Source organism: Streptomyces sp. B3I8, from assembly GCF_030816915.1.
GTDB lineage: Bacteria > Actinomycetota > Actinomycetes > Streptomycetales > Streptomycetaceae > Streptomyces.
Genome location: NZ_JAUSYN010000002.1, coordinates 5,810,816 through 5,836,775, shown reverse-complemented (window position 1 = coordinate 5,836,775; position 25,960 = coordinate 5,810,816). Strand labels below are relative to the sequence as shown.

General features: G+C 70.1%; 22 protein-coding genes and 6 pseudogenes. 16 read left to right on the top strand and 12 right to left on the bottom strand.

The window, feature by feature from the left end; genetic code table 11:
• Positions 1–10 precede the first annotated feature (10 nt).
• A pseudogene (locus QFZ64_RS27990) lies at positions 11–1,345 on the bottom strand (hypothetical protein); the annotation flags it as partial.
• 110 nt (positions 1,346–1,455) lie between these two features.
• Between QFZ64_RS27990 and QFZ64_RS27985 the strand changes: the two are divergent.
• The gene (locus QFZ64_RS27985) at positions 1,456–1,839 is read left to right on the top strand and encodes a BlaI/MecI/CopY family transcriptional regulator (RefSeq protein ID WP_307070300.1); all 384 of its coding nucleotides are present in this window, start codon (positions 1,456–1,458) and stop codon (positions 1,837–1,839) included.
• A 462-nt stretch (positions 1,840–2,301) separates the two neighbouring features.
• Positions 2,302–2,721: a hypothetical protein gene (locus QFZ64_RS27980; RefSeq protein ID WP_307070299.1), complete on the top strand. Its 420-nt coding sequence runs from the start codon at positions 2,302–2,304 to the stop codon at positions 2,719–2,721.
• Between the two features lie 58 nt (positions 2,722–2,779).
• On the opposite strand, the gene QFZ64_RS27975 is transcribed toward QFZ64_RS27980, so the two are convergent.
• Both QFZ64_RS27975 and QFZ64_RS27970 read right to left on the bottom strand, forming a co-directional pair.
• Positions 2,780–3,709, bottom strand: a complete 930-nt coding sequence (locus tag QFZ64_RS27975; protein WP_307070298.1) for a M48 family metalloprotease — start codon at positions 3,707–3,709, stop codon at positions 2,780–2,782.
• Complete coding sequence (locus QFZ64_RS27970; protein ID WP_307070297.1) at positions 3,706–4,095, bottom strand: BlaI/MecI/CopY family transcriptional regulator; 390 nt, start codon at positions 4,093–4,095, stop codon at positions 3,706–3,708. Before QFZ64_RS27970 ends, QFZ64_RS27975 begins: the two co-directional genes overlap by 4 nt.
• Before the next feature lie 135 nt (positions 4,096–4,230).
• Between QFZ64_RS27970 and QFZ64_RS27965 the strand changes: the two genes are divergently transcribed.
• The 5 genes and pseudogenes from QFZ64_RS27965 to QFZ64_RS27945 all read left to right on the top strand — a co-directional run.
• The gene (locus QFZ64_RS27965) at positions 4,231–4,899 is read left to right on the top strand and encodes a DedA family protein (protein ID WP_307070296.1); all 669 of its coding nucleotides are present in this window, start codon (positions 4,231–4,233) and stop codon (positions 4,897–4,899) included.
• A pseudogene (locus QFZ64_RS27960) lies at positions 4,896–5,502 on the top strand (phosphatase PAP2 family protein). Before QFZ64_RS27965 ends, QFZ64_RS27960 begins: the two are co-directional and overlap by 4 nt.
• The gene (locus QFZ64_RS27955) at positions 5,499–6,311 is read left to right on the top strand and encodes a phosphatase PAP2 family protein (RefSeq protein WP_307070295.1); all 813 of its coding nucleotides are present in this window, start codon (positions 5,499–5,501) and stop codon (positions 6,309–6,311) included. The pseudogene QFZ64_RS27960 and the gene QFZ64_RS27955 overlap by 4 nt, the downstream one beginning before the upstream one ends.
• Complete coding sequence (locus QFZ64_RS27950) at positions 6,265–6,927, top strand: response regulator transcription factor (protein ID WP_307070294.1); 663 nt, start codon at positions 6,265–6,267, stop codon at positions 6,925–6,927. Before QFZ64_RS27955 ends, QFZ64_RS27950 begins: the two co-directional genes overlap by 47 nt.
• Positions 6,924–7,922: pseudogene (locus QFZ64_RS27945) on the top strand (histidine kinase dimerization/phospho-acceptor domain-containing protein); the annotation flags it as partial. The gene QFZ64_RS27950 and the pseudogene QFZ64_RS27945, both read left to right, overlap by 4 nt.
• 11 nt (positions 7,923–7,933) lie before the next feature.
• On the opposite strand, the pseudogene QFZ64_RS27940 reads toward QFZ64_RS27945, so the two are convergent.
• Positions 7,934–8,678, bottom strand: a pseudogene (locus tag QFZ64_RS27940) (transposase).
• A gap of 1,122 nt (positions 8,679–9,800) precedes the next feature.
• Here QFZ64_RS27940 and QFZ64_RS27935 point away from each other — a divergent pair.
• The 6 genes from QFZ64_RS27935 to QFZ64_RS27910 are packed head-to-tail and all read left to right on the top strand — an operon-like array spanning position 9,801 to position 15,354.
• The gene (locus tag QFZ64_RS27935; RefSeq protein WP_307070293.1) at positions 9,801–11,387 is read left to right on the top strand and encodes an ABC transporter substrate-binding protein; all 1,587 of its coding nucleotides are present in this window, start codon (positions 9,801–9,803) and stop codon (positions 11,385–11,387) included.
• Between the two features lie 23 nt (positions 11,388–11,410).
• Positions 11,411–12,379 (top strand): ABC transporter permease, encoded by a 969-nt coding sequence (locus QFZ64_RS27930; protein WP_307070292.1) that lies wholly within the window; start codon positions 11,411–11,413, stop codon positions 12,377–12,379.
• A 13-nt stretch (positions 12,380–12,392) separates the two neighbouring features.
• Positions 12,393–13,274, top strand: a complete 882-nt coding sequence (locus tag QFZ64_RS27925) for an ABC transporter permease (protein WP_307070291.1) — start codon at positions 12,393–12,395, stop codon at positions 13,272–13,274.
• Positions 13,271–14,236 carry an ABC transporter ATP-binding protein gene (locus QFZ64_RS27920; RefSeq protein ID WP_307070290.1) on the top strand — a complete coding sequence of 322 codons (966 nt, stop codon included), beginning with the start codon at positions 13,271–13,273 and terminating at the stop codon, positions 14,234–14,236. Before QFZ64_RS27925 ends, QFZ64_RS27920 begins: the two co-directional genes overlap by 4 nt.
• Entirely contained in the window at positions 14,229–14,900 is a 672-nt protein-coding gene (locus tag QFZ64_RS27915) for an ABC transporter ATP-binding protein (protein WP_307070289.1), read from the top strand. The genes QFZ64_RS27920 and QFZ64_RS27915 overlap by 8 nt, the downstream gene beginning before the upstream one ends.
• Positions 14,901–14,904: 4 nt before the next feature.
• Positions 14,905–15,354, top strand: coding sequence for a GNAT family N-acetyltransferase (locus QFZ64_RS27910; RefSeq protein WP_307070288.1), 450 nt, complete (start codon positions 14,905–14,907; stop codon positions 15,352–15,354).
• A gap of 148 nt (positions 15,355–15,502) precedes the next feature.
• Here QFZ64_RS27910 and QFZ64_RS27905 read toward each other — a convergent pair whose 3' ends face one another.
• On the bottom strand, positions 15,503–16,150 hold the full coding sequence (locus tag QFZ64_RS27905; RefSeq protein WP_307070287.1) for a superoxide dismutase: 648 nt from the start codon (positions 16,148–16,150) through the stop codon (positions 15,503–15,505).
• A 30-nt stretch (positions 16,151–16,180) separates the two neighbouring features.
• Here QFZ64_RS27905 and QFZ64_RS27900 point away from each other — a divergent pair, with 30 nt between their 5' ends.
• Positions 16,181–16,765 carry a Fur family transcriptional regulator gene (locus tag QFZ64_RS27900; protein WP_307070286.1) on the top strand — a complete coding sequence of 195 codons (585 nt, stop codon included), beginning with the start codon at positions 16,181–16,183 and terminating at the stop codon, positions 16,763–16,765.
• Positions 16,766–16,815: 50 nt separating this feature from the next.
• On the opposite strand, the gene QFZ64_RS27895 is transcribed toward QFZ64_RS27900, so the two are convergent.
• From QFZ64_RS27895 to QFZ64_RS27875, 6 genes and pseudogenes are all read right to left on the bottom strand, one after another.
• Positions 16,816–17,985 (bottom strand): HoxN/HupN/NixA family nickel/cobalt transporter, encoded by a 1,170-nt coding sequence (locus QFZ64_RS27895; protein WP_307070285.1) that lies wholly within the window; start codon positions 17,983–17,985, stop codon positions 16,816–16,818.
• A 206-nt stretch (positions 17,986–18,191) separates the two neighbouring features.
• The gene (locus QFZ64_RS27890) at positions 18,192–18,587 is read right to left on the bottom strand and encodes a hypothetical protein (protein WP_307070284.1); all 396 of its coding nucleotides are present in this window, start codon (positions 18,585–18,587) and stop codon (positions 18,192–18,194) included.
• 192 nt (positions 18,588–18,779) lie between these two features.
• Positions 18,780–19,043: a hypothetical protein gene (locus QFZ64_RS27885; RefSeq protein WP_307070283.1), complete on the bottom strand. Its 264-nt coding sequence runs from the start codon at positions 19,041–19,043 to the stop codon at positions 18,780–18,782.
• Between the two features lie 522 nt (positions 19,044–19,565).
• A pseudogene (locus tag QFZ64_RS35430) lies at positions 19,566–19,700 on the bottom strand (3-oxoadipate enol-lactonase); the annotation flags it as partial.
• 129 nt (positions 19,701–19,829) lie between these two features.
• The gene (locus tag QFZ64_RS27880; RefSeq protein ID WP_307070282.1) at positions 19,830–20,948 is read right to left on the bottom strand and encodes an acyl-CoA desaturase; all 1,119 of its coding nucleotides are present in this window, start codon (positions 20,946–20,948) and stop codon (positions 19,830–19,832) included.
• A gap of 7 nt (positions 20,949–20,955) precedes the next feature.
• Positions 20,956–22,011, bottom strand: coding sequence for a ferredoxin reductase (locus QFZ64_RS27875; protein WP_307070281.1), 1,056 nt, complete (start codon positions 22,009–22,011; stop codon positions 20,956–20,958).
• 86 nt (positions 22,012–22,097) lie between these two features.
• Between QFZ64_RS27875 and QFZ64_RS27870 the strand changes: the two genes are divergently transcribed.
• Complete coding sequence (locus tag QFZ64_RS27870; protein ID WP_307070280.1) at positions 22,098–23,237, top strand: CdaR family transcriptional regulator; 1,140 nt, start codon at positions 22,098–22,100, stop codon at positions 23,235–23,237.
• 261 nt (positions 23,238–23,498) lie between these two features.
• On the opposite strand, the pseudogene QFZ64_RS27865 reads toward QFZ64_RS27870, so the two are convergent.
• Positions 23,499–23,845: pseudogene (locus tag QFZ64_RS27865) on the bottom strand (GNAT family N-acetyltransferase); the annotation flags it as partial.
• A 143-nt stretch (positions 23,846–23,988) separates the two neighbouring features.
• On the opposite strand from QFZ64_RS27865, the gene QFZ64_RS27860 reads away from it, so the two are divergent.
• Entirely contained in the window at positions 23,989–25,674 is a 1,686-nt protein-coding gene (locus QFZ64_RS27860) for a ribonuclease J (protein WP_307070279.1), read from the top strand.
• Positions 25,675–25,960: the final 286 nt, after the last annotated feature.

Sequence of the window (25,960 nt, the reverse complement as noted above, 5' to 3'; positions counted from 1 at the left end):
GCCCGGGGGCGGAGGAACAGCCCGCGTAGTGGGCGATGGGGACGTCGTTCACTCCAGTGACCAGGCAGGGCGGGCGAACGCCCAGCCGGTGCAGCCCGGCGGCGACGGAGGCCCACTCGCGGTGAGCTGCGGTGGTACGGCGCACGGTGTCCTCCAGCACCACGAGCTGCGCGGCCAGATGCCCGGCCAGCGCGAGGGTCAGCAGCGTCACGGTCAGCGGCCGGCGGATCCGTCGTCCGGGCACCCGTACCAGGTGCACCAGGAGATCGGCGACGGGAACGGCCAGCAGCGCGTAGGCGGGCAGCAGGAAGCGGGGCGCCGCGTAGCCGATCATGAAAAGGTAGGGGAAGGCCGCCGAGGCGGCGCAGGCCAGCGGTACGAGCGTGGCGGCGGGCCGCCGGGCGCGGAGGGCGACCACGACCGCGAGGACGGCGAGCAGCGGCAGGGCGTACCACCACAGGGTCACGGGCAGAGGAGGCGCGGCGCCGGTGCACGGGCGGCACAGCGTACGTCCGCCCAGAGCGCGCAGTTGGTCTCCGACGGCAATGTTCCAGCCGAGGCCGCCCTGGATGCGGGATGCCTCGGACAGGCGGTGCGCCAGTCCGCCGTAGGAGACGTACGCCTCGATCACCCACTCGGCCGCCCCGGCGACCAGGCCGCCGACCAGCGCCCCCAGCAGCGCGGGACGCCGCCACCGCCGTACACATACCGGCAGGACGAGCAGGGGCAGGGTCGACCAAACCGCGTCCGTGGGGCGCATCCAGGCCGTCAGCGCCGCGCTCAGGCCCACGCCCCACAGGGCCGTATGGTCGAAGCGGTTTGCCTGGGCGCGCAGGAAGCAGCCCGTCCCGGCCAGGCCGCCGACGGCGACCCAGTAGTTGGGCATGGCCTGCGGGCCGTAGAACAGCGTCACCCACAAGGCGGCGAACAGGGCGCCCGCGGTCGCGAGCACCCGCGCGGGAAGGACGCCCCGCCAGGCGCGGAGCGCGAGAAAGAGGGCGAGACCGTACAGGACGGCCAGGTAGATCCGCAGCAGCACGGTGGACGACGACCAGGCAGCGACCGGCGCCACCAGCAGCGGGACTCCACGGGCGCGCGGGGCGCTGAAGAACGCGGCCGGCGCGTGGGAGGAGACCTGGCTGACGTAGACCGCCTCGTCCCAGCCGAGACCCATCCCCGGTCGTACCAGAAGGAGCTGCGCCACGGTGAAAGCGCCGGCCACGACCGCGAGCGCCACCACACCGCGGGATCGTGGGGTGAGGCGAACGGCCGTGAGCGGGGCGGGCCTGCGCGAGCCGGTCGACGCGGCTGACGCGCTGCCCGTGGCCTGAGGGCCGTCTCTCATCACTCACCCCTTGCTCCTACAGGCTGTAGGGCCAGATTAACCCTACAGACTGTAGGGTTAGCGCCAACGCCTCGGTCCGGCACGCCCCTACGCGCTGTAAGGTTTCAGACATGGCTGGCAGGAGCCCGCGGGGCAGAGCCGAACGACGCAACGCCGGTGAGCTGGAGAGCGAGGTGCTCGCCGCCCTGTGGGCGGCGGACGGGGCGCTGACGCCGGCGGAGGTCCAGACCGAACTAGGCGGCGACCTCGCGTACAACACCGTGCACACCATTCTCAGGCGCCTGTACGACAAGGGGCTCGTCCTGCGGGACGCGGACGGGCGGCGCGGCACCTACCGGCCGGCCAAGGACGCCGCCGAGCTGACCGCGCAGGCCATGCACGAGGCTCTCGAGCGGGGCCCGGACCCCATAGCGGCGCTCCAGCGGTTCGTCACCGGACTGAGTGCCGAGGAGGAACGGGCGCTGCGCGAGCTGCTGGGGGGAGAGGAACGGTGAGGGTCGACGTCTACACACCGTTCCTGCTCTCGCTCCTGCTCGCCGGGGTCTGTCCGCTGATCGGCAGCCGAATGGCACCGGCGCTCGCCGCCCGCGTGCTGGCCGGTGCCGCCGTCGTCAGCGCGGTGGCGACCGTATGGTCCCTGCTTCTGCTGGTCGCCACCCTCCTCGACGAAGCCCCCCTGGTCGTCGCGGACGCCCGCGAGGACGGCCGCCGGTTGCCCGAGCCCGTACCGGAGGTCGTCGCGTTCGCCGCGTGTGCGCTGCTCCTCGTCGTGGCATACCGGCTCCTCAGAGCCGCCCGCACCGAGTACCTCACCCGCCAAACGCTGCGGCTGCTGTGCGAGGGGGAGCCGCCGGACACCGAACTGATCGTGGCCGCCTCCGCCGCCCCCATGGCGTTCGCCATCCCGGGAAGTACGGGTTCACCGGGCCGGATCCTGGTCACCGACACCATGCTGGGTGCCCTCTCGGCCGAAGAACGCCGCGCGGGCGCATCTGACCCACCGCCACGCGCGGCTGGGCACCGCCGTGACCCTGGCCGCCGCGGCCAACCCGCTCCTCGCCCCGGTCCGGCACATGGTCGCCTTCCTCCTGGAACGCTGGGCCGACGAACAGGCGACCGTGGTGGTCGGGGACCGCGCGTCCACCGCCCGCGCCCTCGCTCGGGCAGCGCTCACGGCCGGCCGCCGGGAGCCGCCGCACGGACTCGGCTTCACCGACCGCGCGGTCTCCCGCCGTATCGCCGCCCTCCAGGCCTCCCCACCCCCGCACCTGTGGCCGCTGGCGGCGACCGTTCTGGCTCTCGGCGCCCTCACCGCGCTGGGCGCCGCCGACGCAACCGGCGACCTGCTCCGACTGCTGGAGCCGTCCCTCGCCTGAGGTTGGTTACGCGGCGGGCCGGTTGAGCTTCAGGCGGTGGGCCGCCGGGCCGAACGGGTCAGGGAGTCTCCTCGCCCTGGGCGACCTCGACCTCGTGGTGGAAGTCGACGACGCCTGCCGCTCCGGCGGCGACGGACAGGACCGTGCAGGCCACGAGGAGGAACGCGGTACGGCGGGTGGTGCGCGGGCGCGCCCGGGTGGGTGCGAGAAGCGCCGCGACGCGTTGCGGCACCGGTCCGGTCGTCGCCGCGGGCGCGAAGTCCGGGCGGGTGGAGGTGGAGGCGCTTCCGGCGAGGGCGGCGCGGGCAATGGCCGTGGCGATCAGGCGTCGGTCGCCGGTGACCTCGGCGGCGGCCTCGTCGGCGGCTCGCTCGGCGGCGAGCCGGATGGTGTCGCGGGTGGTGCGCAGGGCGGGGTGGCAGTGGGCGGCGAGTTCGGCGGCGGCCAGGAAGTAGTGGTGGCCGGCCCGGTTGTGGGCGCGCTCGTGGGCGAAGAGTGCCTCGCGCTCGGCGGGTCCCAGGCTGCGCAGCATGGCGGTGGTGACGACGATACGGTGGGGCCGGCCGGGCAGAGCGTATGCGTCCGGATCGGGCGATTCGATCACGCACAGGTCACCTGCGGCGGGGCGGCGGTCGGCCCGCGTGCGGGCGGTTCGGAAGGCGCGGGCCTGCCGGAAGGCCGAGCGTGCGAGGGTCCAGACGCTGAGGGTGAGCACCCCGGTGGCAGCCATGGCGGCGGGGACGGCGAAGTAGTCCGAGGCGGTCCTCAGGGGGTGGACGAGTTCGCCGAGGGTGGCGAGGACGGGGAGTTTGAGCAGTCCGGTCAGGACCAGCGCCCCGAGGGAGGCGACGCAGGCTCCCGCCAGGGCCAGGGCTGAGGCGGCGAGGACCCACAGTGCGGTGGCGGGGGCCAGTCGGTCGAGGGTCCGGCGGGCCAGCGTCGGCGCGAGGAAGGGCAGGATCAGCGGGAGGAGCAGCAGAGCGGTCATCGCTCGTCACCCTCCAGGAGCCGGCGCAGGTGCTGCTCGTCACCGGGGCTGAGTTGGGCGACGAAGCGGGCCAGGACCGTCTCCCGGTCGGTGTCCCGGTCGAGTTCGGTGTGCATGCGCCGGGCGGTCAGGCCGGGAGCGTCCTGGACGGGGAGGTAGGCGTAGCCGCGGCCCTGCCGCTCCCTGTCGACGATGCCCTTCTCGTGCAGGCGGGTCAGTATCGTCGCCACCGTGGTCCGGGCCAGGCCCGAGCCGAGTTCGGTCTGCACCCGTCCGGGCGTGAGCGGGGCCCCGGCGGCCCACAGCGCGGCCATGACGGCGGCTTCGAGCTCGCCGGCCGGCCGCCTCTCGTCCCTCGCGTCCGTCTCGTCCCTGGCGTCGGTCATGGGAACGTTCCTCATTCCGCCATCGTCTACAGTTCAGTAGACCGTCTACAAGATTGTAGTCAGTCGTCGGATGCCACCGCGCCGCCGTTCCGCCGCATCCGACCGTCCGGAAGAACGATGAAGGAGCTCCCGACGATGACCACAGCCGTACACCTATCGTCGCAGCTCGCCCTCAATGTGCTCGACGCGCGGTCGCTGCTGTCCGCGTTCGGCGTGCTGAGTGTGGGCGTGGTGCTGTTCGCCGAGACCGGGCTGCTGATCGGCTTCGTCCTGCCTGGCGATTCCCTGCTGTTCACCGCCGGTCTGCTGTGCACCGGCACCGCCGAGAGCGGTCTGAAGCTGTCACTCGGCCCGCTCCTGGTCGCCGCGGCGGTGGGAGCTCTGGCCGGCGCACAGTGCGGATACCTCCTGGGCCGCCGAGCGGGCGGCACCGTGCTCGCCCGAAGCCGCTCGGCCCGCCTGCACGAGGGGGCAAGACGCGCGGAGGAGCTGCTGGAACGCTACGGGTACGCGAAGGCGATCGTCCTGGCCCGCTTCGTTCCGGTGGTGCGCACGGTCCTGAACCCGATGGCAGGCGCCCTGCGGGTGCCGGTGAGGACGTTCACCGTCTGGCAGGTGACCGGCGGGCTGGTGTGGAGCCTTGGCCTCACCCTGGCGGGATACGCGCTGGGCTCCTCCGTGCCGAACGTGGACCGCTATCTGCTGCCGATCGTCGCGGTGATCGTGGCCCTGTCGCTGATTCCCGTCGCCTCCGAGGTGTACCGCTCACGCCGGGCCGCGAAGGCGAAGGAGGCACGCGGATGATCATCGCCCTTGACGGCTCCTCGGTCGACGGCTCGGCGTACACCGACGTGGTGGACCTCGCCCGCCACTCCCCCGTCTGGCTGGACGACACGGTGTCGGCCTGGTCGACCTACGGGCTCGCCCTGTTCGCGGTGCTTATGGCCGCCGGCTGGTGGCACGCCCGGCGTGTGGGCGCCACCGCCTCGGTGACGGCGCTCGCCGTACCGTTCGTCGTGGTCGTGGCCTTCGGGGTGGACGCGATGCTGAAGCTGCTGGTGCGCGAGGACCGGCCCTGCCAGAGCCTGCGGGTGACCACGCTGGAGGCGTGTCCGACGCCCGGCGACTGGTCCTTCCCCAGCAACCACGCGGCCATCGCCGCCGCGGGCGGCCGTCGCCCTACTGTTCGTCTCCCGCCGACTCGGCGCCCTCGCCGTGGTGGCTGCCTGCGCGATGGCACTCTCGCGTGTCTGGGTGGGCGCGCACTACCCCCACGACGTGCTGGCAGGCGTCGTGGTGGGCGCGCTCGTCGCCTTGCTCGTCATGTCGGCACTGCGCAGGCGTGCGCAGGCCACAGCTCTGCGGCTCGCGGCCACCCGTCTGCGTCCGCTGCTGGTGGTGTCGTGAAGCGCGGCGAGGTCGCCGAACTGGCCGGCAGCTGCGGCCTCGGCGCGTGGACGGCGTTCGGCGTGCTGACCATGGTCGTGGTGGGCCACGACGGCATACCGCTGTTCACGGACGCCGACATCCTCTCGTGGTCCGTCGGCCATCGGCCCGACGTGGCGGTGGCGTTCGCCCGCGGGCTGACCGACACCGGGACCGGTGTCATCCCGTACGCGCTGGCGGTGCTGGCCGCGCTCATCGCCGGGCGCACCCCACGCCAGCGCGCGCTCGCCGTCGCCCTCTGCCTGGGCTGCCTCGGGGCGGGCCAGGCGCTGCGGTACGCGGTGATGGCACTCGTCACACGGCCCCGACCACCCCTGACGGGCTGGGCGACGCACGCCTCGGGATGGGCGTTCCCGTCCGGTCACACCACCACTGCGGCCCTCACCGCGGGACTGCTGATCATCGCCGTCCGCATGCGCGGCCCGCGCGGCACGACCCCGCTCGCCCTGGTCATCGGCGGCTGGGGCGCGTCGGTCGGCCTGACCCGCGTCTACCTCGGAGTGCACTGGTTCACCGACGTCGTCGGCGGCTGGCTGTTCGCCCTCGGTTGGCTTGGCCTGTATCTGGGCGCCGTAGCCCGCTGGCTTCCCGACCGATGGACCCCCGGCGCGACGGACACGGACACGGCGCGCGGGACGGCAGAACCTACGGGCAGCACAGCAGGGGGCCGAACGCACCCGGCACCGGAACAGACGGACGTGGCACGAGAACAGAGGAAGGACCATGCGCCAGACGATCCTGGTCGTCGAGGACGATCACGCCCTGCGTGACGTGCTGATGCGCGGCCTGCGCGACGAGGACTTCGACCCCGTGCCCGCACCGGACGGCGCCACCGCCCTACGACTGGCCACCCCCGACATCTGTGCCGCCGTACTCGACATCGGGCTGCCGGACGCCGACGGACGGGACGTGTGCCAGGCGATGCGCGCGAACGGATTCCTCTCCCCCGTCATCTTCCTGACCGCCCACCACCGGCTGAGCGACCGGCTGTCCGGGTTCTCGGCCGGAGGCGACGACTACCTGCCCAAGCCGTTCCATCTCAGCGAACTCGCGGCCCGCCTGCGGGCAGCCCTCAAACGGGCCGCACCGCCGCCTGCCGCCGCAGCGGGAGACCTGGCACTGGACGCAATGCGGCACGTGGTCAGCATCCGAGGCACCCGAGTCGACCTGACACCGACCGAATTCCGTCTCCTGGCGGCGCTCATGGCGGCTTCCGGCGGCATCGTGCGCCGTCGCGAGCTGGTCCGGGCGGCCTGGCCCGAGGGCGCCCAGGTCCACGACAACACCCTCGACCAGTATCTGACCCGCCTGCGACGCAAGCTGCGCGAGGCGGGCAGCGACCGGACCATCGGCACGGCCCGGGGAATCGGCCACCGGCTGTCATGAGCGGTGCCCGCCACCGGCTGCGGCCCGCTGTGACGGCCTTCCTCCACCGTCTGGCGCCTCGCACGCTGCGCGGCCAGCTCTCCGTCGTGGCCCTCACCACGGCCGCGCTGCTGATGCTGGTCCTCACCGTCGCCTTCAACGCCGTGGCCCAGCACCGCCTCCAGCACCAGGCGGACGACGAACTGCGCACCCGCGCTGCCGCCGTCGCGACGACCATCGACACCACCACCACGAGCGTGGGCGTCCTGGAGACCTCCAACGACGCCCTCCTCGACACCAACGTATGGATCTACGCTGGCAAACGCCTGCTAGAAGAGCCCCCGAACGCCGGCCGCCTCACCAATGTCGCCGACGCCCTCGCCGGGCGCGGCGGGCGGCGGTGCATCACCGCCGACGTGGACGGCCCCCTCCGGCTGTGCTCGCAGACAGTGGCAGGAGACAACAGCGAGGCCATGGTGATCACCGCGCTCGACCTCTCCCCCTACCGGAGTTCGGCGGACACCCTGCTCGTGGGATCGCTCGGGCTGGACGTCGTGATGCTCGCCTGCACCTACGCCCTGACCCGGCTGGCGGTGGGCCGCGCGCTGCGCCCGGTCCGCACGATGACCGACCAGGCCACCCAGTGGAGCGCCATCGCCTCCGAAGAACGCTTCGGCCATACGCGGCACCCGGCCGAACTCGCGCGCCTCGGTACGTCGCTGGACTCCATACTGGACCGCATCCGCACCCTCCTGCGCCACGAGCGGCAGCTCACCGGGGAACTCTCGCACGAGCTGCGCACACCCCTGAGCCGGATCGTCGCCGAACTCGACTGGTGGCAGAACCACCCCCGCACCGCCGACCAGACCCACGCCAGCCACAAGGTCATCGCGGAAGCCGCCCAGTCCATGCGCACCATCTGCGACACCCTCCTCGACGACGCCCGTGGCCGCACACTCACCGCTCCCGGCACCACCGAGATCCTCCCCATACTGCGACGCCTCACGGAAGTCCTCCACAGACGCCCCTATGACGCGGGGGTGCGGGCGACCGGTCTGACCAGGTTGAACACCTCTCGGGCGGCATATCGCTTGAGGCATCGGATGATCTCGCGTCGGGTCTTGCCCTCCTGGGTGCGGCGTTCGTAGTACGCCTGTGTGCGCGGGTCGTGGCGCAGGCGGGTGAACACGATGCGGTGCAGGGCGGCGTTGGCCTGCCGGTCGCCGCCGTAGTTGCACAGCTGTTCCCGCAGTGCGGGGTCGGCGATGACCAGGACGGCTTTGAGCTGGTTGATCGCCTGGGGACGGGCCTTGACCGCGGAGTCCTTGGCGAGTTTCAACATCCGGGCGCTGTGCACCGGACCGTCGCCGGACTTGGCCCGGGCCCGGGCACGACCGCTGAGCACGGCCCGCGCGGCGGCCTGAGCGTCGAGCGGGTCCGACTTCCCCAACTGCCGGCGGGCCGACCGGTCGGGCCGGTTCACCTCGTACACCTGCTTCTGCTGCGCCAAAAGGTAGCGGGACAGGCCCGCGCCGAAGGTACCGGTGCCCTCCACCCCGGCCCGGCGCACCGTTCCCCGCTTGCGGGCCCACATTAAGCAGCTGCCGGTAGCCGGCCGCCGTCGCCGGAAAGGACTCGGTCCCCAAGATCTTCCCGAGCGGGGAGACCACGGCGGCGACATGCACCTCGCCGTGCGTGTCCACGCCCAGGACGACCTCGCGCCGAACGGGAGGATCCGTGCTTGAGGAGGTGGTGCGCTGTCGGCTCGTCATGATGAATCGCCTCCCACGTGATGACGTGCTGGGTGGATGGCACCGGCCCGCTCGGGCGGTCTGAACCGTGATGGCGCCTGGAACTCGGCAAGGCCCCTACTGGGACACGCCCTGTGGCTCGGTACCAGCAGGCGCCGTCCCGCAACGACAGTCGACATGCCCGTGACTGGACACTTCGGTCATAGATCTCATGAGTCAGACCCCCGCCCGGGACGGCAGTGTCCAACCGTCCCACTGATGTCGGTACAACGGCATGACTCGATCGCCGCCGGACGACTTTGTCGGAGCTGGCACTCAACCTGGCTTGGACGGGCTGACAGCGAGTCGAGTTCTCGGCCACCCGTGACCGGCATTGACGGAGAGTCCTTGGGCCCGGCTTACCGGCCCTGCGGTCGGGTAGCTACGGCAAAGGAACAGTAGCGTCGAGTAGCTGCTGTAACTAAGCGTGATGGGCGAGGGGCCCGTCGGGCGAGCACCGCCGGCGAGGCCAGCGCCGGGAGGAACCACGGGGTCATACCGTCGCAGTGCAGACGAAGCCGAGGTCGGTCAGTCCCTTAACCTGGCAGAGCCGATCGGAGGCACCGCCGGCGGTGGTCTGCAGCAGCTGGTAGTCCGGTGTCGGGGACCAGCGGAAATCTCAGGAGTCAGACCCCGCCGCAGGACAGCACCCACCTACCGTTCTGCGTCTATCCGGCTTGCAGCCACGTCAGCTCGCTCGTTCGGACGAATCGAGTCGAAGCGCCGGTCACCTGCCAACGGAACTGGCACCATGCCGCCGTCGTACGTCACTGCAAGTCGAAGGCGGACCATTGGAACGGCGGGTCAATGAGCGACAGCTCTCGGTGTTGCAGTGGGTGGAAGCCGGGTGCCCTGCCGGCGAATGGGAGACCAACTCCTACAAGACCACCTGTCAGGCACTGCACAACCGGGGCCTGGTAACGGTCTCCCGGAAGGCCGGGCAGCGGAGCGTAGCCCTGACGAGCGCCGGCCAGCACTACCTGGCACACGGCACGCACCCTCCCCACAACTCACGCGCGCGGAAGACCCAGGTCGCCGCTCCACGTCCCCCTTACTGCAACTACTATGCAATAGCTTGAGATCATCAATAAGGGTGTGAGGTCCATGACGGTCCGACGGATACGGACAGCCGCCGCCACGGCGGCGATACTCACGGGTGTCGCCGCCTGCTCGGCTCCCGGCAACAGCACAGGCAGCGGCGACGTAGCCGACTCCGTCGTGATCGGGGTGGCCTCCGAGCCGGACACGCTCAGTCCGCTGCTCGGATACGGCAAGGACGGCAACTCGAAGATCTTCGACGGCCTGCTGGCCCGGGACGCCGACCTGAAGCTGAAGCCGGCCCTCGCGAGGGCACTTCCCGAGGTGAGCGGCAACGGCCTCACCTACACCTACACCCTGCGCGACGGCGTGAAGTTCAGCGACGGCCAGCCGCTTACCTCCGCCGACGTCGTCTTCACGTACGACACGATCCTCGACGCGAAGACCAATAACACCAACCGCAGCGAACTGGACGCCATCAAGGACGTGCGGGCGGACGGCAATGACAAGGTGGTCTTCACCCTCAAGTACCCGTACGCGCCCTTCGCCGGGCGCACGGTGCTGCCCATCGTCCCCGAGCACGTCGCGGGCAAGCAGGACCCCAACACCGGCTCCTTCAACACCAAGCCGATCGGCACCGGCCCCTATCTGCTCGCCTCCTGGAGCAAGGGCGAGAAGCTCACCTTCAAGGCCAACCCCGACTACTGGGGCGGTGCGCCGAAGGTGAAGAAGGTGACCATGGCGGTCATCGAGGACGACGACGTGCGGGCCACCCGGTTGCGCTCGGGCGACCTCGACGGCGCGATCCTGCCGCCCAACCTTGCCGCCACCTTCAAGAGCGACAAGGCGAAGAAGACGTACGACGCGAAGACGTACGACTTCCGCACGGTCACCCTCCCTCAGGAGAACAGGGTCACCGGCGATCGCGCCATCCGCCAGGCCCTGGACGCGGCCGTGGACCGGCAGGCCATGGTTGACAAGATCCTCGACGGGGCCGGGCGTCCGGCGTACGGGCCGCTGCCGGTCGACGACCCGTGGTTTGCCAAGGGTATCGAGCGCAAGCAGGACCTCACCAAGGCCAGGCGCATCCTGGACCAGGCGGGCTGGAAGAGCGGCGAGGGCGGCATCCGCGCCAAGGACGGGCAGCGGGCCTCGTTCACACTCCTGTACCCCTCGGGCGACAAGGTCCGCCAGGACCATGCCCTCGCCTACGCCTCCGACGCCAAGAAGGCCGGCATCGAGGTGAAGGTGGAGAGCGCAACCTGGGAGGTCATCGAGCCGCGCATGAAGACGGACGCGGTTCTGGCCGGCTTCGGCAGCAGCGGCGACCCGGACTACGGCCTCTACACGCTGCTGCACTCCTCCCTTGCCGACGACGGCTTCAACAACATGGCCCGCTACAACGACCCGGTCGTGGACAAGGCTCTCGATACTGGCCGCCGCAGCTCGGACACGGCGACCCGCAAGGCCGCCTACGACAGCCTCCAACGCGAACTGGTGAAGAACCCCGGCTACACCTTCCTCACCCACATCGACCACGTCTACGTCCTCGCCGATCGCTGGGCCGGGCTGACCACGCAGGTCGAGCCGCACGAGCACGGCTTTGCCTCCGGCCCGTGGTGGAATCTCGAAGCCTGGCAGCCGAAGAAGTGAGGCCCTCCCTGCCCTGGGGAGCGATGGCACGGCTGGCGGGGCGGCGGCTGCTGTTCGCCGTCCCAATCCTGCTCGTCGTGACTCTCGGCGTCTTCGCGATCGCCGCCGCCTCCCCCTTCGACCCGGTCAAGGCGTACGCCGGCACGGCCGCCCTCGGCGCGGACGCGGAGACGCTGGCGCGGCTGCGGGAGAACCTGGGCGTGGACCAGCCGTTCACCTCCCGCTGGTGGCACTGGCTGACTGCAGCCGTCACGGGCGATCTCGGGCAGTCCAGCGTGATGCGGCAGCCGGTCGCCCAGGTCATCGGCGAACGCCTCGTCTGGTCGACGCTGTTGTGCGCGGTCGCGTTCGTGGTGGCCGTGCCGGCGGGTACGGTGCTGGGTGTGCTGGCGGCTCGGCGCCCGGGATCGGTGCTCGACCGGGCCGTGACGTCGCTGGCCTACTCGCTGGAGGCGGCGCCCGTCTTCTGGCTGGCCCTGCTGGCCGTCTGGCTGTTCGCCCTCCAGCTCGGCGTGCTCCCGGCCGGCGGTCTCACCGACACCGCGAGCGAGCAGGTCACAGCCGATCAGGTAGCCAGTCACCTTGTGCTGCCGGCCGGGGTTCTCGCCGTCTCCCAGTTGCCCTGGTTCACCCTGTACGTCCGTCAGGGTGTCGGCGATGCTCTCGCCGAGGACCCTGTACGCGGAGCACGGGCCAGGGGGCTGAGCGAGCGAACGGTCCTGCTCGGCCACGCCCTGCGCTCTGGCCTGCTGCCGCTCCTGACGCTGGTCGGCTCGAGGGTGCCCGAACTCATCACCGGAGCCCTGCTGGTGGAGAGCGTCTTCAGCTGGCCCGGCATCGCGGCCGCCACCGTGGAGGCGGCCACCGCCGTCGACTTCCCGCTGCTCGCCGCGCTCACCACGCTCGCCACCGCCGCGGTGCTCGTCGGCAACCTCCTCGCCGACCTGCTCTACGGCCTGTTCGACCCGCGGGTGAAGTTCAGTGACATGTGAAGCAACTGGTGACGTGACAGGTGAATCGACGGCCGAGCCCGTCTGGCGGTCGTACGGCACGAGCCGCCGCTCCACCAGGACGCTGCGGGTACGCATCTCGGCAGCCCTTGTCGGTGTCACCGTCCTGGCCGTACTCCTCGTGCCACCGCTGGTGCAGCTCGACCAGCAGGCGGTCGACCTGGGCGCGAAGCTGCTGCCGCCGAGTTGGTCGCACCCCTTCGGCACCGACGACCTCGGCCGGGATCTCCTCCTGCGCTGCCTCTACGGCCTGCGCGTGTCCTTGCTGGTCGGGGTCGCGGCGGCGCTCACGGCGACGGTGATCGGCACGGCCGTCGGGGCGATTGCCGGGGCCTTGGGCGGCTGGGCCGACCGGGCTCTCATGCGGGTCGTCGACACGGTCTCGTCCGTGCCGCATCTGCTGTTGGGCATCTTCGTCGTGGCCATGTTCCGGCCCGGGGTGTGGCCGGTGGTGGTGTCGGTCGCGCTCACCCACTGGCTGTCCACCGCCCGGATCGTGCGCGCCGAGGTGCTGTCCCTGCGCTCGCGCCCCTACATCGACGCAGCCGTCTCCGGTGGCGCGTCCCGGTGGCGGGTGGCGGTACGGCATCTGCTGCCCGGCGTGCTGCCGCAGGCCGCGCTGGCCGCCGTGCTGATGGTGCCGCACGCCATGTGGCACGAGTCGGCGCTGTCCTTCCTCGGGCTCGGCCTGCCCACCCACCTGGCCAGCCTCGGCAACCTCATCCAGGGCGCGCGGGGCTCGCTGCTCGCTGGGCAGTGGTGGCCGACCCTCTTCCCGGGCCTGTTCATCATCGTCCCCACGCTCGCCATCGCCGGGCTCGCCGGTGCCTGGCGGGAGCGGATCAATCCCCGCCGCCGATCGGAGCTGATGCTGTGACTGACCGAATCCCGGTCCTGTCGGTACGCGGGCTGTCCGTGCGCTTCCTGATGCCGGGTGGGCGGCGGATCGCCGCCGTCACTGAAGCGCACTTCGACGTGGCGGCCGGCGAGTGTCTGGCCCTGATCGGTGAGAGCGGCTGCGGCAAGTCGGTCCTCGCCTCCGCCCTGCTCGGTCTGCTGCCCGCCAACGCCCAGGCCGCGGGTGAGGCCCGGCTCGGCGACCTGGATCTGATCGCCGCCGACGAACGGACGCTGGCGCGGACGGTACGGGGCCGCCTGATCGGCCTCATCCCGCAGAGCCCCGCCGCGCACCTCACGCCGGTGCGCACCGTTCGCTCCCAACTGGAAGAAACCGTGGCCGCGTTGACCGATGTCCGCGGGCGGGCAGCCGTACGATCCGGGGCCGAGGCAGCTGCCGAACGCGCCGCCTTCCCCGCCGGCCACCTCGACCGCCACCCGCACGAACTCTCCGGCGGCCTGGCCCAGCGCGCTGCCACCGCCCTCGCCCTCGTCGGCGACGCGCCCCTGCTCCTGGCCGACGAGCCCACCACCGGCCTCGACCGCGACCTGGTCGACCACACCGTGGACGAACTACGCCGCCACGTCGACACCGGCCGTCGGGGCCTGCTCGTGATCACCCACGACCTGGCCGCCGCCGAGCGCATCGCCGACCGCGTGGCTGTAATGTATGCGGGCCGGATCGTCGAACTCACCGACGCGAGAGCCTTCTTCGGCACGCCGGGCCCCCGCCACCCCTACAGCCGCGGTCTGCTCCAGGCCCTCCCCGACCGCGACTTCGCCCCGATCCCCGGCATGCCGCCCGAACTCGGCAATCTCCCCGACGGCTGCGCCTTCGCCCCACGCTGCGAGCGGGCCACCGACGCCTGCACCGCACTTCCGCAGCCGGCCGACGGCATCGCCTGCCACCACCCGCATGTACCGGAGGACCTCCGTGCTTGAACTGCACGACATCACCGCCGGATACAACAGAGGAGCCCCCGTCGTCCGCAACGCCACCCTGGCCCTCGCCCCCGGCGAGTCCGTCGGCCTGCTGGGTCCCAGCGGCTGCGGCAAGTCCACCCTCGCCCGGGTCGCGGCTCTGCTGCACCGCCCCGAGGCCGGCACCGTGACGCTCGACGGTGAACCCGTACGCGGCTGGCGCTACCGCACCCCACGCGTCCAGCGCACCGCCCTCGGCGTGGTCTTCCAGCAGCCCCGCCTCTCCGCCGACCCGCGGCTGCGGCTCACCGACCTGATCGCCGAGCCCCTGCGCGTCACCGGCCGCCGAGACGGAATACCACAGCGCCTGGCCGAGTTGGCCCCAGCCGTCGGCCTCACACCCGACCTCCTGGACCGCCGTCCCCACGAGGTCAGCGACGGCCAGCTCCAACGCGCGTGCCTCGCCCGCGCTCTCGTCCTGCGTCCGCGCTGGCTGATCTGCGACGAGATGACCGCGATGCTGGATGCCTCCACCGCCGCCGCCCTGGTGGCAGCCGTCGAGGAGTACCGCACCGCCACCGGCGCCGGACTGCTAGCCGTCGGCCACGACCAGGTGCTCCTGGACCGCTGGTGCGACCGCACCGTGCACTGGGAGAATCTGACCGCCGCAGAGGTCGGGGAGTAAGCGGATGCAGTCCACGACGATCAAGCGCGCCGTCGCGCAGGACGCCGACCGCCTCACCAGCCTGATCCAGAACTCCGGTGCCTACCGGGGACCGTACGCCTCGATCATCTCCGACTACCGGGTCACCGCCGACTACATCGCCGGACACCAGGTCTTCGTGGCCATCGATACGGCCGAACGGCTCCAGGGCTTCTACGCCCTGCTGCTGGAGCCACCGGAGCTGGACCTGGCGTTCGTGGCGGACGACGTTCAGGGCAGGGGTGTCGGCCGACTCCTCATCGAGCACATGATCCGCCAGGCCAGGGCCGCCGGCCTGACCGAGGTGCGGGTGGTCTCCCATCCGCCGGCCGAGGAGTTCTACCGACGCCTGGGCGCCGAGCGGGTGGGGACCGTTGCCCCCTCACCACCGAAGGTCGACTGGGAGCGGCCCGAACTGCGGTTCACCACCGCCTGAAGCCGCACAACAGCCCCTCACGCCTGCCTCAGCAACAGGAAGGCTCCCGCAGGCATCGGGCCTGCGGGAGCCCTCCCTCCTACCGCCTGCTCCGTGAAGGGTGAGAAGACGATCACGAGCAGGACGTCTGTGCGACGCGGCTACGGCGTCACGGCTTGAGCAACAGGCTGTCGCCGCGCTCCTTGGCAGCGGCGTAACGCTTGGCCACGTCCTGCCAGTTGACGACGGCCCACATGGCGTCGATGAAGTCGACCTTCTGGTTCTTGTACTGGAGGTAGAAGGCGTGCTCCCAGGCGTCGAAGACCAGGATCGGGGTGGAACCCTGGCCGACGTTGCCCTGGTGGTCGTAGACCTGCTCGACGATCAGCCGCCCACTGACGGGCTCGTACGCGAGGACGCCCCAGCCGGATCCCTGGGTGGTGGCGGCGGCCTTGGTGAGCTGGGCTTTGAAACCGGCGAAGGAGCCGAAGGACTCGGTGATCGCGTCGGCGAGGTCGCCCACACCGTCGGCGGCCAGGGGCTCGCCGCCGCCGCCCTTCGGGCCGGTCATGTTCTGCCAGTAGATCGAGTGCAGGATGTGGCCGGACAGGTGGAAGGCCAGGTTCTTCTCCAGGCCGTTGATCGAGCCCCAGGTCTCCTTGTCCCGCGCCTCGGCCAGCTGCTCCAGCGTGTCGTTGGCGCCCTTCACGTAGGCGGCGTGGTGCTTGTCGTGGTGCAGCTCGATGATCTCGGGGCTGATGACCGGGGCGAGCGCCGAGTAGTCGTACGGCAGGTCCGGGAGCGTGTACACCGGCATGTCCAACGTCCTCCGACATAATTGCGAATAGTGTGCAGCTGCACGCTAGCAGCAACAAGTGTCGCTGCCGATCAGGCATTGGACCTAGGACTCGGGGCCGTGTCGGGGCAGTTGCAACCAAGTCTTTGCCGTTGGGCAACAGCCGTGGGAAGGGGCGGAGGCGTGAGGGTGGTCCAGCAGCCGGCGCATGACGCAGCGACAGCACGGCCGGAGGCGCGCGGGAGACTGAAGCGGCACGGCTTGCGCTGCACTCCGGGCCGACTTGGTTTGCTGGCACTGTTGTCCTCGTCGGAACGCCAGCTCTCCCCGGCCGAAGCCTTCGAGGAACTGGCCCGGTCCGGGTACGCCGTGAACCCCACCACCGTCTACCGCACGCTGGATGCGCTGACGGCCGTGGGCCTCACCCACGCGGTCCACGGTCCCGGACCGGCGCGCTACGGCATCACGGGAGAACCGCACCACCACACCGTGTGCCGCGAGTGCGGCAGCGTCGCGGCCCTCGCGAGCCGGCACCTGACCGAGGCGGCGGGCGAGATCGAGGAGCTGACGGGTCTGCGGCCGGACTCCGAGGGGGCGATTCTCATCTACGGGCGGTGCACTCGCTGCAGCTCCTGACCGGTGAGGAGCGCGGCGCCGCCTGGAGGCGGGCCGCGCTTCAACCCGCCCTACTCGGCGGCCTGCTCCGCCGTCGCGGGCTCGGCCAGGCCCGCAGTCCACTTCTCCTCGATCCGGCCGAACTTCCACACCAGCAGGGCGATGGCCCAAGTGGCGAAGAACAGGCCGACGATGACGTAGCCGATGATGTTCAGGTCGATGCCGGAGACCCGGTCCCAGAAGGGGCCGTGCAGGTCTGCCTTCTCGGCGATCAGGCCGAGCAGTTCGACGGTGCCGATGATGAGGGCGACGGCGACGGACAGGCCGGTGATGGTGAGGTTGTAGTAGACCTTGCGGACCGGCTTGGAGAAGGCCCAGCCGTAGGCGAAGTTCATGAACGAGCCGTCGATGGTGTCCAGCAGGGACATGCCGGCCGCGAAGAGGACCGGCAGACAGAGGATCGCGTACCAGGGCAGGCCGGAGGCCGCGCCCGAGCCGGCGAGGACGAGGAGCGCGATCTCGGTGGCGGTGTCGAAGCCGAGGCCGAAGAGCAGGCCCAGGGGGTACATCTGCCAGGGCTTGGTGATCGACTTCATCAGGCGGCCCAGGAGGCGGTTCATGAACCCTCGGTTGTTGAGCTGTTCCTCCAGGGCGGCCTCGTCGAAGTGGCCGGAGCGCATCTGCCGGAAGACCTTCCAGATCCCAACCATGATCAGCAGGTTGATGATCGCGATGACGTAGAGGAAGGTGCCCGAGACGGTCGTACCGATCCAGCCGGTGACGCTGTGCAGCTCCGAGTCGTCGTTCTCGACCGGGCCTGCCAGTTCCTTCACTCCCAGGGAGAGCAGGAAGGCCAGGGCGAAGACGATCGAGGAGTGGCCGAGGGAGAACCAGAAGCCGACCGACAGCGGGCGCTGGCCCTCGTTCATCAGTTTCCGGGTGGTGTTGTCGATGGCGGCGATGTGGTCGGCGTCGAAGGCGTGCCGCATGCCCAGGGTGTAGGCGGTGACGCCGATGCCTACGCCGAAGGTCTTGCTGCCCAGGCTGTAGTGCTCGGGAGCGACGATCACGACCAGCGTGAACCAGCCGATGACGTGCAGCGCCAGGATGAACGCGGCCATCCCGCCGACGCTGGCCCATTCTTTGCGGGTCATCGAGGTGCGGATGCGGTGCCACGAGAGTCCGCGGCCCTTGCCTGGGGCGGCAGGGCGGGGAGAAGCGGAATCAGGAGCGGTGGTCATGAAGACGCGGGCCTTACTGCTCGGCGATCGGCTGTTTTCAGCCGCACCATTCAGGTTTCTGCCAATGAGTTGCAACTACAAGATGACTGCGGCAAAGCCCCGGTCAGTATTCGGCCAGCGGCAAGGAAAGATTCCAGGTCAGATGCTCGCACGCCGAGACCACTGAGCGGCGGCCGACGCGAATCTCGGCCGATGCCACGGACCGGTCAGGTCGTTGGCACCTTCTCTGCAGGAGCAGACCGCGTCTGCCGACCGTGCTGATGGTGTTGCGCCCAGCGGACAGCAGGTGGTGCCGCCAGGTCCGTCAGGGTGAACATGGCCCCCACGACGTACCAGCCGGGGCGGCCCCAGGTGATGCAGAGCAGGATGAGCAGGCCGGGCCCGAGGGCCTCGGCGAGTCCGGCACCGAGGCCGAAGGCACCCAGGTACTGGCCGGTGGCGTGCCGCGGGGCGAGGGCGAAGGAGACCTCGAAGCCGGCGGCGGAGTGCCAGAGTTCGCCGACAGTGTGGATCACCACGGAGGCCAGGAGCAGGATGGCGGCGGCCCACGCCGGTATGCCCGCCGACAGCGAGATCAGCGAGCAGGCGACGAGAAATGCCACGCCGGCCCGGCGGTAGGCGTGTGCGCCGGCCGCGGGGGAGTCGACGTTGCGGCTGGCCCGTACCTAGCAGTGCTTGTCCTCCCCGTAGAAGGCTTCGAACCCTTCCCGGGCGAGCGCATTGTTCAGCGCGCAAGGCATTGGGCCGGTCGAGACCCTCGTTGAGGGCATCCGCCGGATTCATCAGGTGGTCGATCACCCTGCAGAAGGACCCGGTGGGTGTGAAGGCCCCTCGTGCGGCTCTGCCAGCAATTGTTCCAGCACCCCTGCGACCCAGCGGTGCCGCGTCGAGCCGTCGTGTTCCCAATCCATGTCGAGTTCCGCGAAGAACTCGGTGATGTAGCTGCTTGAGCGATACGGGAAATATGCAGGCTCGGCGTCAGCTTGAGGGTCTGCTGCACCGAGGTTCCCGCAAATGAGGTCGCCAAGCATTTCCAGCGTTCGCTTTCTGAACTTCACGACGCCCTCCCCAGAGCCGCTCCCCCAGACACCGCGTGCCGACCATTGTGCCCTGTCACCGCAGGACGCCCGGCACGTACGACCAAGTCCGGTTTCATCACGGGGTGCAGCACCAACGATGGCCACGACGTCGCACATCCGCCCGCCCGGTTTCCCCGCGGGACCGCGTGGCCTCACAGGTCCCGTCTTGCTGGCTGCAATCGCAAATTCAGCGTCGCCGAACGCAGCGCAGGAACACGAACTGCATGAGGAGCCGAGCGCGTCATGAGCGTAAGCACAGTCGAGAGAGGAAGCCCCACCGGAGTGCTCCGGTGGGGCTTCCTCTCGTGGCTCCCGGCAGAGGCGCCGCCAGCATGCTCCCCCCCCCCCCCCCCCCCGCCTCGCCCTGTCACCGGGCTGTCACGGGCGCTGTCACACGTCTGTCACCAACTACGCCGACTCCCCCGGACCGCGATGCCGTGACCTGCACTTACGCACCCGCTCTGGACTGACGTGGACGCCCAAAGACGGTCTCTACAACCTGTGCCATGTGGTGCCCAGTGAGGGACCCAGGATCAGGACCGGAGCGTCTTCCGGCCCGTCGAAGCGGTATTGCAGGGTGTTCGGTGGTGTCTCACTCACGCCCCAGACCCTCTCACGTCTCACGACTGCCCCTATAACGAGGGTTGCGGCTGCACATGTCTGACCAGGTGGAAGACCTCCCGGGCCGCGTAGCGCGCGAGGCTTCGGACTGTCTCGCGTCGGGTCTTGCCCTCCTAGGGCCTGTTGCGGCGCCCATACCGGGAATCAGGCCGCGACGAGCTCCTGCTCGCGGGCCGGCGTGCTGACCTTGGGCTTCTTGTTCGGCAGCGAGAGCCGGAAGACCTTGTGCCACGCGGAGAACACCTGCTTGGGCAGCGGCCCGGTGACGTACTCCAGCTCGTACTTCTCGAACAACGCGCGCACCTTCACCGCGACCTCGGCGTACCGGTTGCTCGGCAGGTCCGGGAACAGGTGGTGCTCGATCTGGTGCGACAGGTTGCCGGTCATGAAGTGCATGGCCTTGCTGCCGCTGATGTTCGCCGAGCCCATCATCTGGCGCAGATACCACTGGCCGCGCGTCTCACCCTTGATCGACCGGCGCTCGAAGACCTGTACGCCCTCGGGGAAGTGCCCGCACATGATCACCGAGTGGGACCAGATGTTGCGGACCAGGTTCGCGGTGAACGTGGCGGCGAGCGTGGTGAGGAACGACGGGCCCGACAGCAGCGGGTGGATCACGTAGTCCTTGAGCACCTGCTTGCGGATCTTGCGGCCCACGGCCTTGGCCCGCGCGCGGAACTCCGGGTCCTTGCGGCGGCGCTTGTTCAGGTTGTTGCCGAGCTCCAGGTCGTACGCCGCGATGCCGTACTCGAAGAAGCAGGCGTTGATGAAGTTCCACAGCGGCTGGCCGAGGTGGAACGGGTGCCACTTCTGGTCCTCGTCGACGCGCATGATGCCGTAGCCGAGGTCGTTGTCCTTGCCGATCACGTTGGTGTACGTGTGGTGCAGCTCGTTGTGCGAGTGCTTCCACTGCTCGGACGGCGAGACGTGATCCCACTCCCAGGTGGTGGAGTGGATCTTCGGGTCCCGCATCCAGTCCCACTGGCCGTGCAGGATGTTGTGGCCGATCTCCATGTTGTCCATGATCTTCGCCACGGACAGACCGGCGGTGCCGATCAGCCACGCGGGCGGGAAGGTCGAGAACAGCAGCACGCCCCTGCTGACCAGCTCGAGTTTGCGCTGCGCCGAGATGACCTTACGGATGTAGGCGGCGTCTTTCTCGCCGCGGCCTGCGATCACCTCGTCGCGGATCGCGTCCAGCTCGCGGCCGAGCTCCTCGATCTGCTCCGCGGTCAGGTGGGCGGTGGGGTCGATGGCGGTCAAAGTGCTCCTACCGTTCGATGTCGCAGGGGCCCGCCGCGGCGGACACGCAGGTCTGGATGAGGACGCCCGGCTCGGCCTCGGTGATCTCGCCGGTGCGCAGGTCGCGGACGGCGCCTGCCTTGAGCGGCGTGACACAGCCGAAGCAGATGCCCATGCGGCACCCGGAGGGCATGAGCACGCCGGCCTCCTCGCCGACGTCCAGCAACGGCGTGGCACCGTCCGCGTCGACGGTCTTGCCGGTGGCGCTGAACGTGACCTCGCCGCCGTCACCGGCGACGACGATGCTGGGGCGGAAGCGTTCGGTGTGCAGGCGCTCCGGGACGCCGTGCTCGCTCCAGTGCTTTTCGGCGGCGTCGAGCAGGCCCGCGGGCCCGCAAGCCCAGGTCTCGCGCTCGGCCCAGTCGGCCACGAGTTCGTCGAGACGGGCGATGTCGAGCATGCCGTCGGTGTCGGTGTGCACCTCGGTGAGCCGCAGCTTCTTGTCCGCGACCAGGTCATGCAGTTCGTTGCGGAAGATCACGTCTTGCGGCTGTGGCGCGCAGTGGACCATGACGACGTCGTCGAACTCGGTGTCGCGCAGCATGCCCATCACGGGCGTGATGCCGCTTCCGGCCGTCAGGTAGAGCACCTTGGCGGGCTTGGCCTGCGGCAGCACGAAGTCACCGGTCGCCTGGTCGAGCTGGATCAGCGTGCCCGGTCTCACCCTGCGGACCAGATGGTTGCTGACCTTGCCGTCCGGGATCGCCTTCACGGTGATCGTGACGCGGCCGTCCCGGCGGTCCGCCGGTGAGGTGAGGGAGTAGGCACGCCACAGGCGCACACCGTCGACGTCGACGCCGATCCGCACGTACTGACCGGCCGTGTGGCCGTGCCAGCCCCGGCCCGGCCTGATCACGATGGTCGCGGCGTCATCCGTCTCGGGGTCCACGGCCTCGATGCGCCCACGCAGGTCGGCGCCCGCTCGCAGCGGGCTGACCAGGTCGAAGTAGTCCGACGGCAGCAGCGGCGTCGTGACCATCTCCAGCAGTTTCCACGCCCTGCTGCGGAGGGCTGCACTTCTCATGACCCCAGCTTGATGCGCCTCCGCGCGTAAAGTCCTGACCACAGGACGTAAATCTGGCCGGCTGAATTGTTCGCAGGGAACAAAAAATGAGGCATGCAATCCGGAGGGCCAGCGAACTGGCCCTGGATGAGACGACGGTCACCGCACTGCGGGCCGCGCTGAAAAGCACCGCGGACGAGGTCGTCCAGGCGATCATCGACGAGGTCCCTCCCTATGCCAACGCCCTTTCGGGCAGCATGGGCGCCACCATCCGCAGAGCCGTCCGCACCGCCCTGGGGCACTACCTGGACCTCGCCAGCGGGAACGCCACAGGCGGCGACGCCGGTGACGCAGCCTACGAGCTGGGCCGCGGCGAGGTACGCGACGGCCGTTCGATGGACGCCCTGCTCAGCGCCTACCGCGTCGGCGCCCGCGTGGCCTGGCGATGCCTCGCAGCGGGTGCCGTACCCGCAGGTCTGCCCGCCGCCGAGGTCGCCAAGTTCGCCGAGCTGACCTTCGCCTACATCGACGAGCTCTCCGCCGCGAGCGCCGCGGGCCACGCCGACGAGCTGGCCGCCCGGGGCCGGGCCCACGAGCGCCACCTGGAACAGCTCGCCCGCGACCTCCTCGCCGGCGCGAGCCCGGACGTGCTGCTCGTCTCTGCTCAACGGGCCGGGTGGCAGCCTCCGGTTTCGCTGACCGCGGTCCTGCTGCCCGCCGCCCAGGCCCGGCCTGCCTACCGCGCACTCGACCCGAGCACCCTCGTCCTCGACGATCTGCCGGACGCTTCCGGCGTGCTGCTCGTCCCCGATGCGGACCGATCACATCTCTTGCGGCAGCTGACCGACCGCACCGCCGTGGTCGGCCCGGCCCGGCCATGGACTCGTGCGTCCGCCTCGTACGCACGAGCCGTACGCGCGCGTTCCCTCTCCTCCGATATTCGCGACACCGAGGACCATCTGCCCGAGCTGGTGCTGAGCGCCGACCTGGACGCGTTCGCAGACCTGCGTGCCCGAGCCCTCGCACCGTTGCGGACCTTGCCTGTCGCAACCGCGCGGCGGCTGGAGGAGACGTTGCGGGCGTGGCTGCTGCACCAGGGCAAGCGGGATGAGGTGGCTGCGGCGTTGTTCGTCCATCCCCAGACCGTCCGGTACCGGATGTCCCAGCTGCGGGAGCTGTTTCCGGATCTCGCATCGCCGCACCGGGTCCTTGAACTGACCCTGGCGGTCGGTCTTCGGGGCAGCTGACGCGTTCTTCGACCGTCCAGGACCGTTTCCGCGAGCGGTCCAGGAATCGGCCTCGTCCTCGGTGCGGTCTTCGCAGTTGCCCATAGGCCGACGCTGGATACCCGTCCTGAACCCTGCGGGTTCGGTGGAGGCTCTATGCGTCGACTCCAGCCGCCGGTTGGGGCGGACGGACCTGCCATGACTCGATCCTCTCAGGGAATCGAGCCTCCATCAGATCCGGGGCGGTTCACAAGCCGGTGCTCTGCGAACCGGCACACCGCGTCAGGCCGACGAAATGCGAAACCCGAATTCGGGACGGTCCCACGGCACGGCGGGCGGGTATGCGAGCGCGGTTCCGCACCGCACCGCACCGCACCGACGCGGTGGTAGAAGTCCTCAGCGGGAAGATGCGACACGACCTTGACACGGTCGAGCCCAGCGGCACGGGCCCTCGACTGCATGTGCGCGACGAGCAGTCGTCCAAAACCCCGTCCTTGCGCTTCGTCGGTGGCGAACAGCGGATCGAGCTCCGGTGGAGCGAGGACGAGCGAGCAGAAGCCGAAGACCCGGCCTCCATGCCCGTCCGCGCCGACAGCTACGAAGGCCCGGTGGGCCTCGACGTAATCAGGTGCGCGGACTCCTCGGGAAGGCATGTCGCGCCGAGGCCCCCTCAGCATGTTCCTCAGCGGGACCTCGCCGTCTCACCCGTTGTCACAGGGAGATCACACGGGCGACAGATCATCTCGTTCCGCTCTCCGGGTACCGTCAGGGTATGAGTCATCCACACCCCGAGCTGAAAGCCGCCCCACCCCTTCCCGAAGGAGGGCTGCGGGTCGTCGCACTGGGCGGCCTGGGTGAGATCGGCCGCAACATGACCGTCTACGAGTACGCCGGCAAACTGCTCATCGTCGACTGTGGTGTGCTGTTCCCCGAGGAGACCCAGCCCGGCGTGGACGTGATCCTGCCGGACTTCACCTCGATCCGGGACCGGCTGGACGACGTCGTGGGCATCGTCCTCACCCATGGCCACGAGGACCACATCGGCGGCGTGCCGTACCTCCTGCGCGAGCGGTCCGACATCCCCGTCGTCGGGTCCAAGCTGACGCTGGCGTTCCTGGAGGCCAAGCTGAAGGAGCACGGCATCCGGCCGCGCACGGTGCGGGTACGGGAGGGCGACCGGCGTGGTTTCGGGCCCTTCGACTGCGAGTTCGTGGCGGTCAACCACTCCATCCCCGACAGTCTCGCGGTCGCGATCCGCACCCGGGCCGGGATGGTGCTGCACACCGGCGACTTCAAGATGGACCAGTTCCCTCTCGACGACCGCATCACCGATCTCCGCGCCTTCGCCCGCCTCGGCGAGGAGGGTGTGGACCTGTTCCTCACCGACTCCACCAACGCCGAAGTACCCGGCTTCACCACCTCCGAGCGGGAGCTGAACCCGGCGATCGAGCAGGTGATGCGCACCGCGCCCCGCCGGGTCATCGTCTCCAGTTTCGCCAGCCACGTGCACCGCATCCAGCAGGTCCTGGACGCCGCCCACCAGCACGGCCGCAAGGTCGCCTTCGTCGGCCGGTCGATGGTCCGCAACATGGGCATCGCCCGTGACCTCGGCTATCTGAAGGTCCCCTCCGGTCTGGTCGTGAGCACGAAGGAGCTGGAGAAACTCCCGGACCACAAGATCACTCTGGTGTGCACCGGCTCCCAGGGCGAACCCATGGCCGCGCTGTCCCGAATGGCCAACCGCGACCACATGATCCGCATCGGCAAGGACGACACCGTCCTGCTCGCCAGCTCCCTCATCCCCGGCAACGAGAACGCCATCTACCGGGTGATCAACGGACTCACCCGGTGGGGCGCCCACGTGGTGCACAAGGGCAACGCCAAGGTGCACGTCTCCGGGCACGCCAGCGCCGGCGAACTCGTCTACTGCTACAACATCGTCAAACCCCGCAACGTCATGCCCGTGCACGGCGAATGGCGCCACCTGCGGGCCAACGCCGACCTCGCCATCCGTACCGGTGTCGACCCCGACCGGGTCGTCATCGCCGAGGACGGCGTCGTCGTCGACCTGGTCGACGGGCGCGCGTCCATCACCGGCAAGGTCCCCGCCGGCAACGTCTACGTGGACGGCATGGAAGTCGGCGGCGCCACCGAAGCCTCCCTCAAGGACCGCCTCACCCTCGCGGAGGAAGGCGTGGTCACGGTGGTGGCGATCGTCGACGCGGACACCGGCGCCCTCGCCGAGGCTCCCGACTTCCTGGCCCGCGGCTTCGTCCACGACGACACCACCTTCGAGCCGGTCGTCCCCGTCATCGAGAAGACCCTGGCCACCGCGGCCGAGGAAGGCGTCGGGGACGCCCGCCAGCTCGAACAACTCCTCGCCCGCGCCGTGGCGAACTGGGCCTTCCGCACCTACCGCCGCAAGCCCCTCATCATCCCCGTCATCATCGACGCCTGAACCACAGCCCGGCGCCCGGCCCCCGGTACCGGTCACGGTCTCGCGGCGTCGCGGCCGGGCACGGGGGTCGGCAGCCACCCACCTGTACGCCGGCACCGGCGACAGGACGACCGGGCACGACCGGGGTGATTCCGTGCGCCGACGCCGCCCGGCCTGATCGTGCGCACCCGCGCGCTGCATCCCCGCGAGGCCGCCCGCACCCTCATCGCGGCGATCGTCGACGCCGACCACGGTCACCTGCAGGACGATTCCCGGACCATGACTCGGGCCTTCTCCGGTCCCCCGC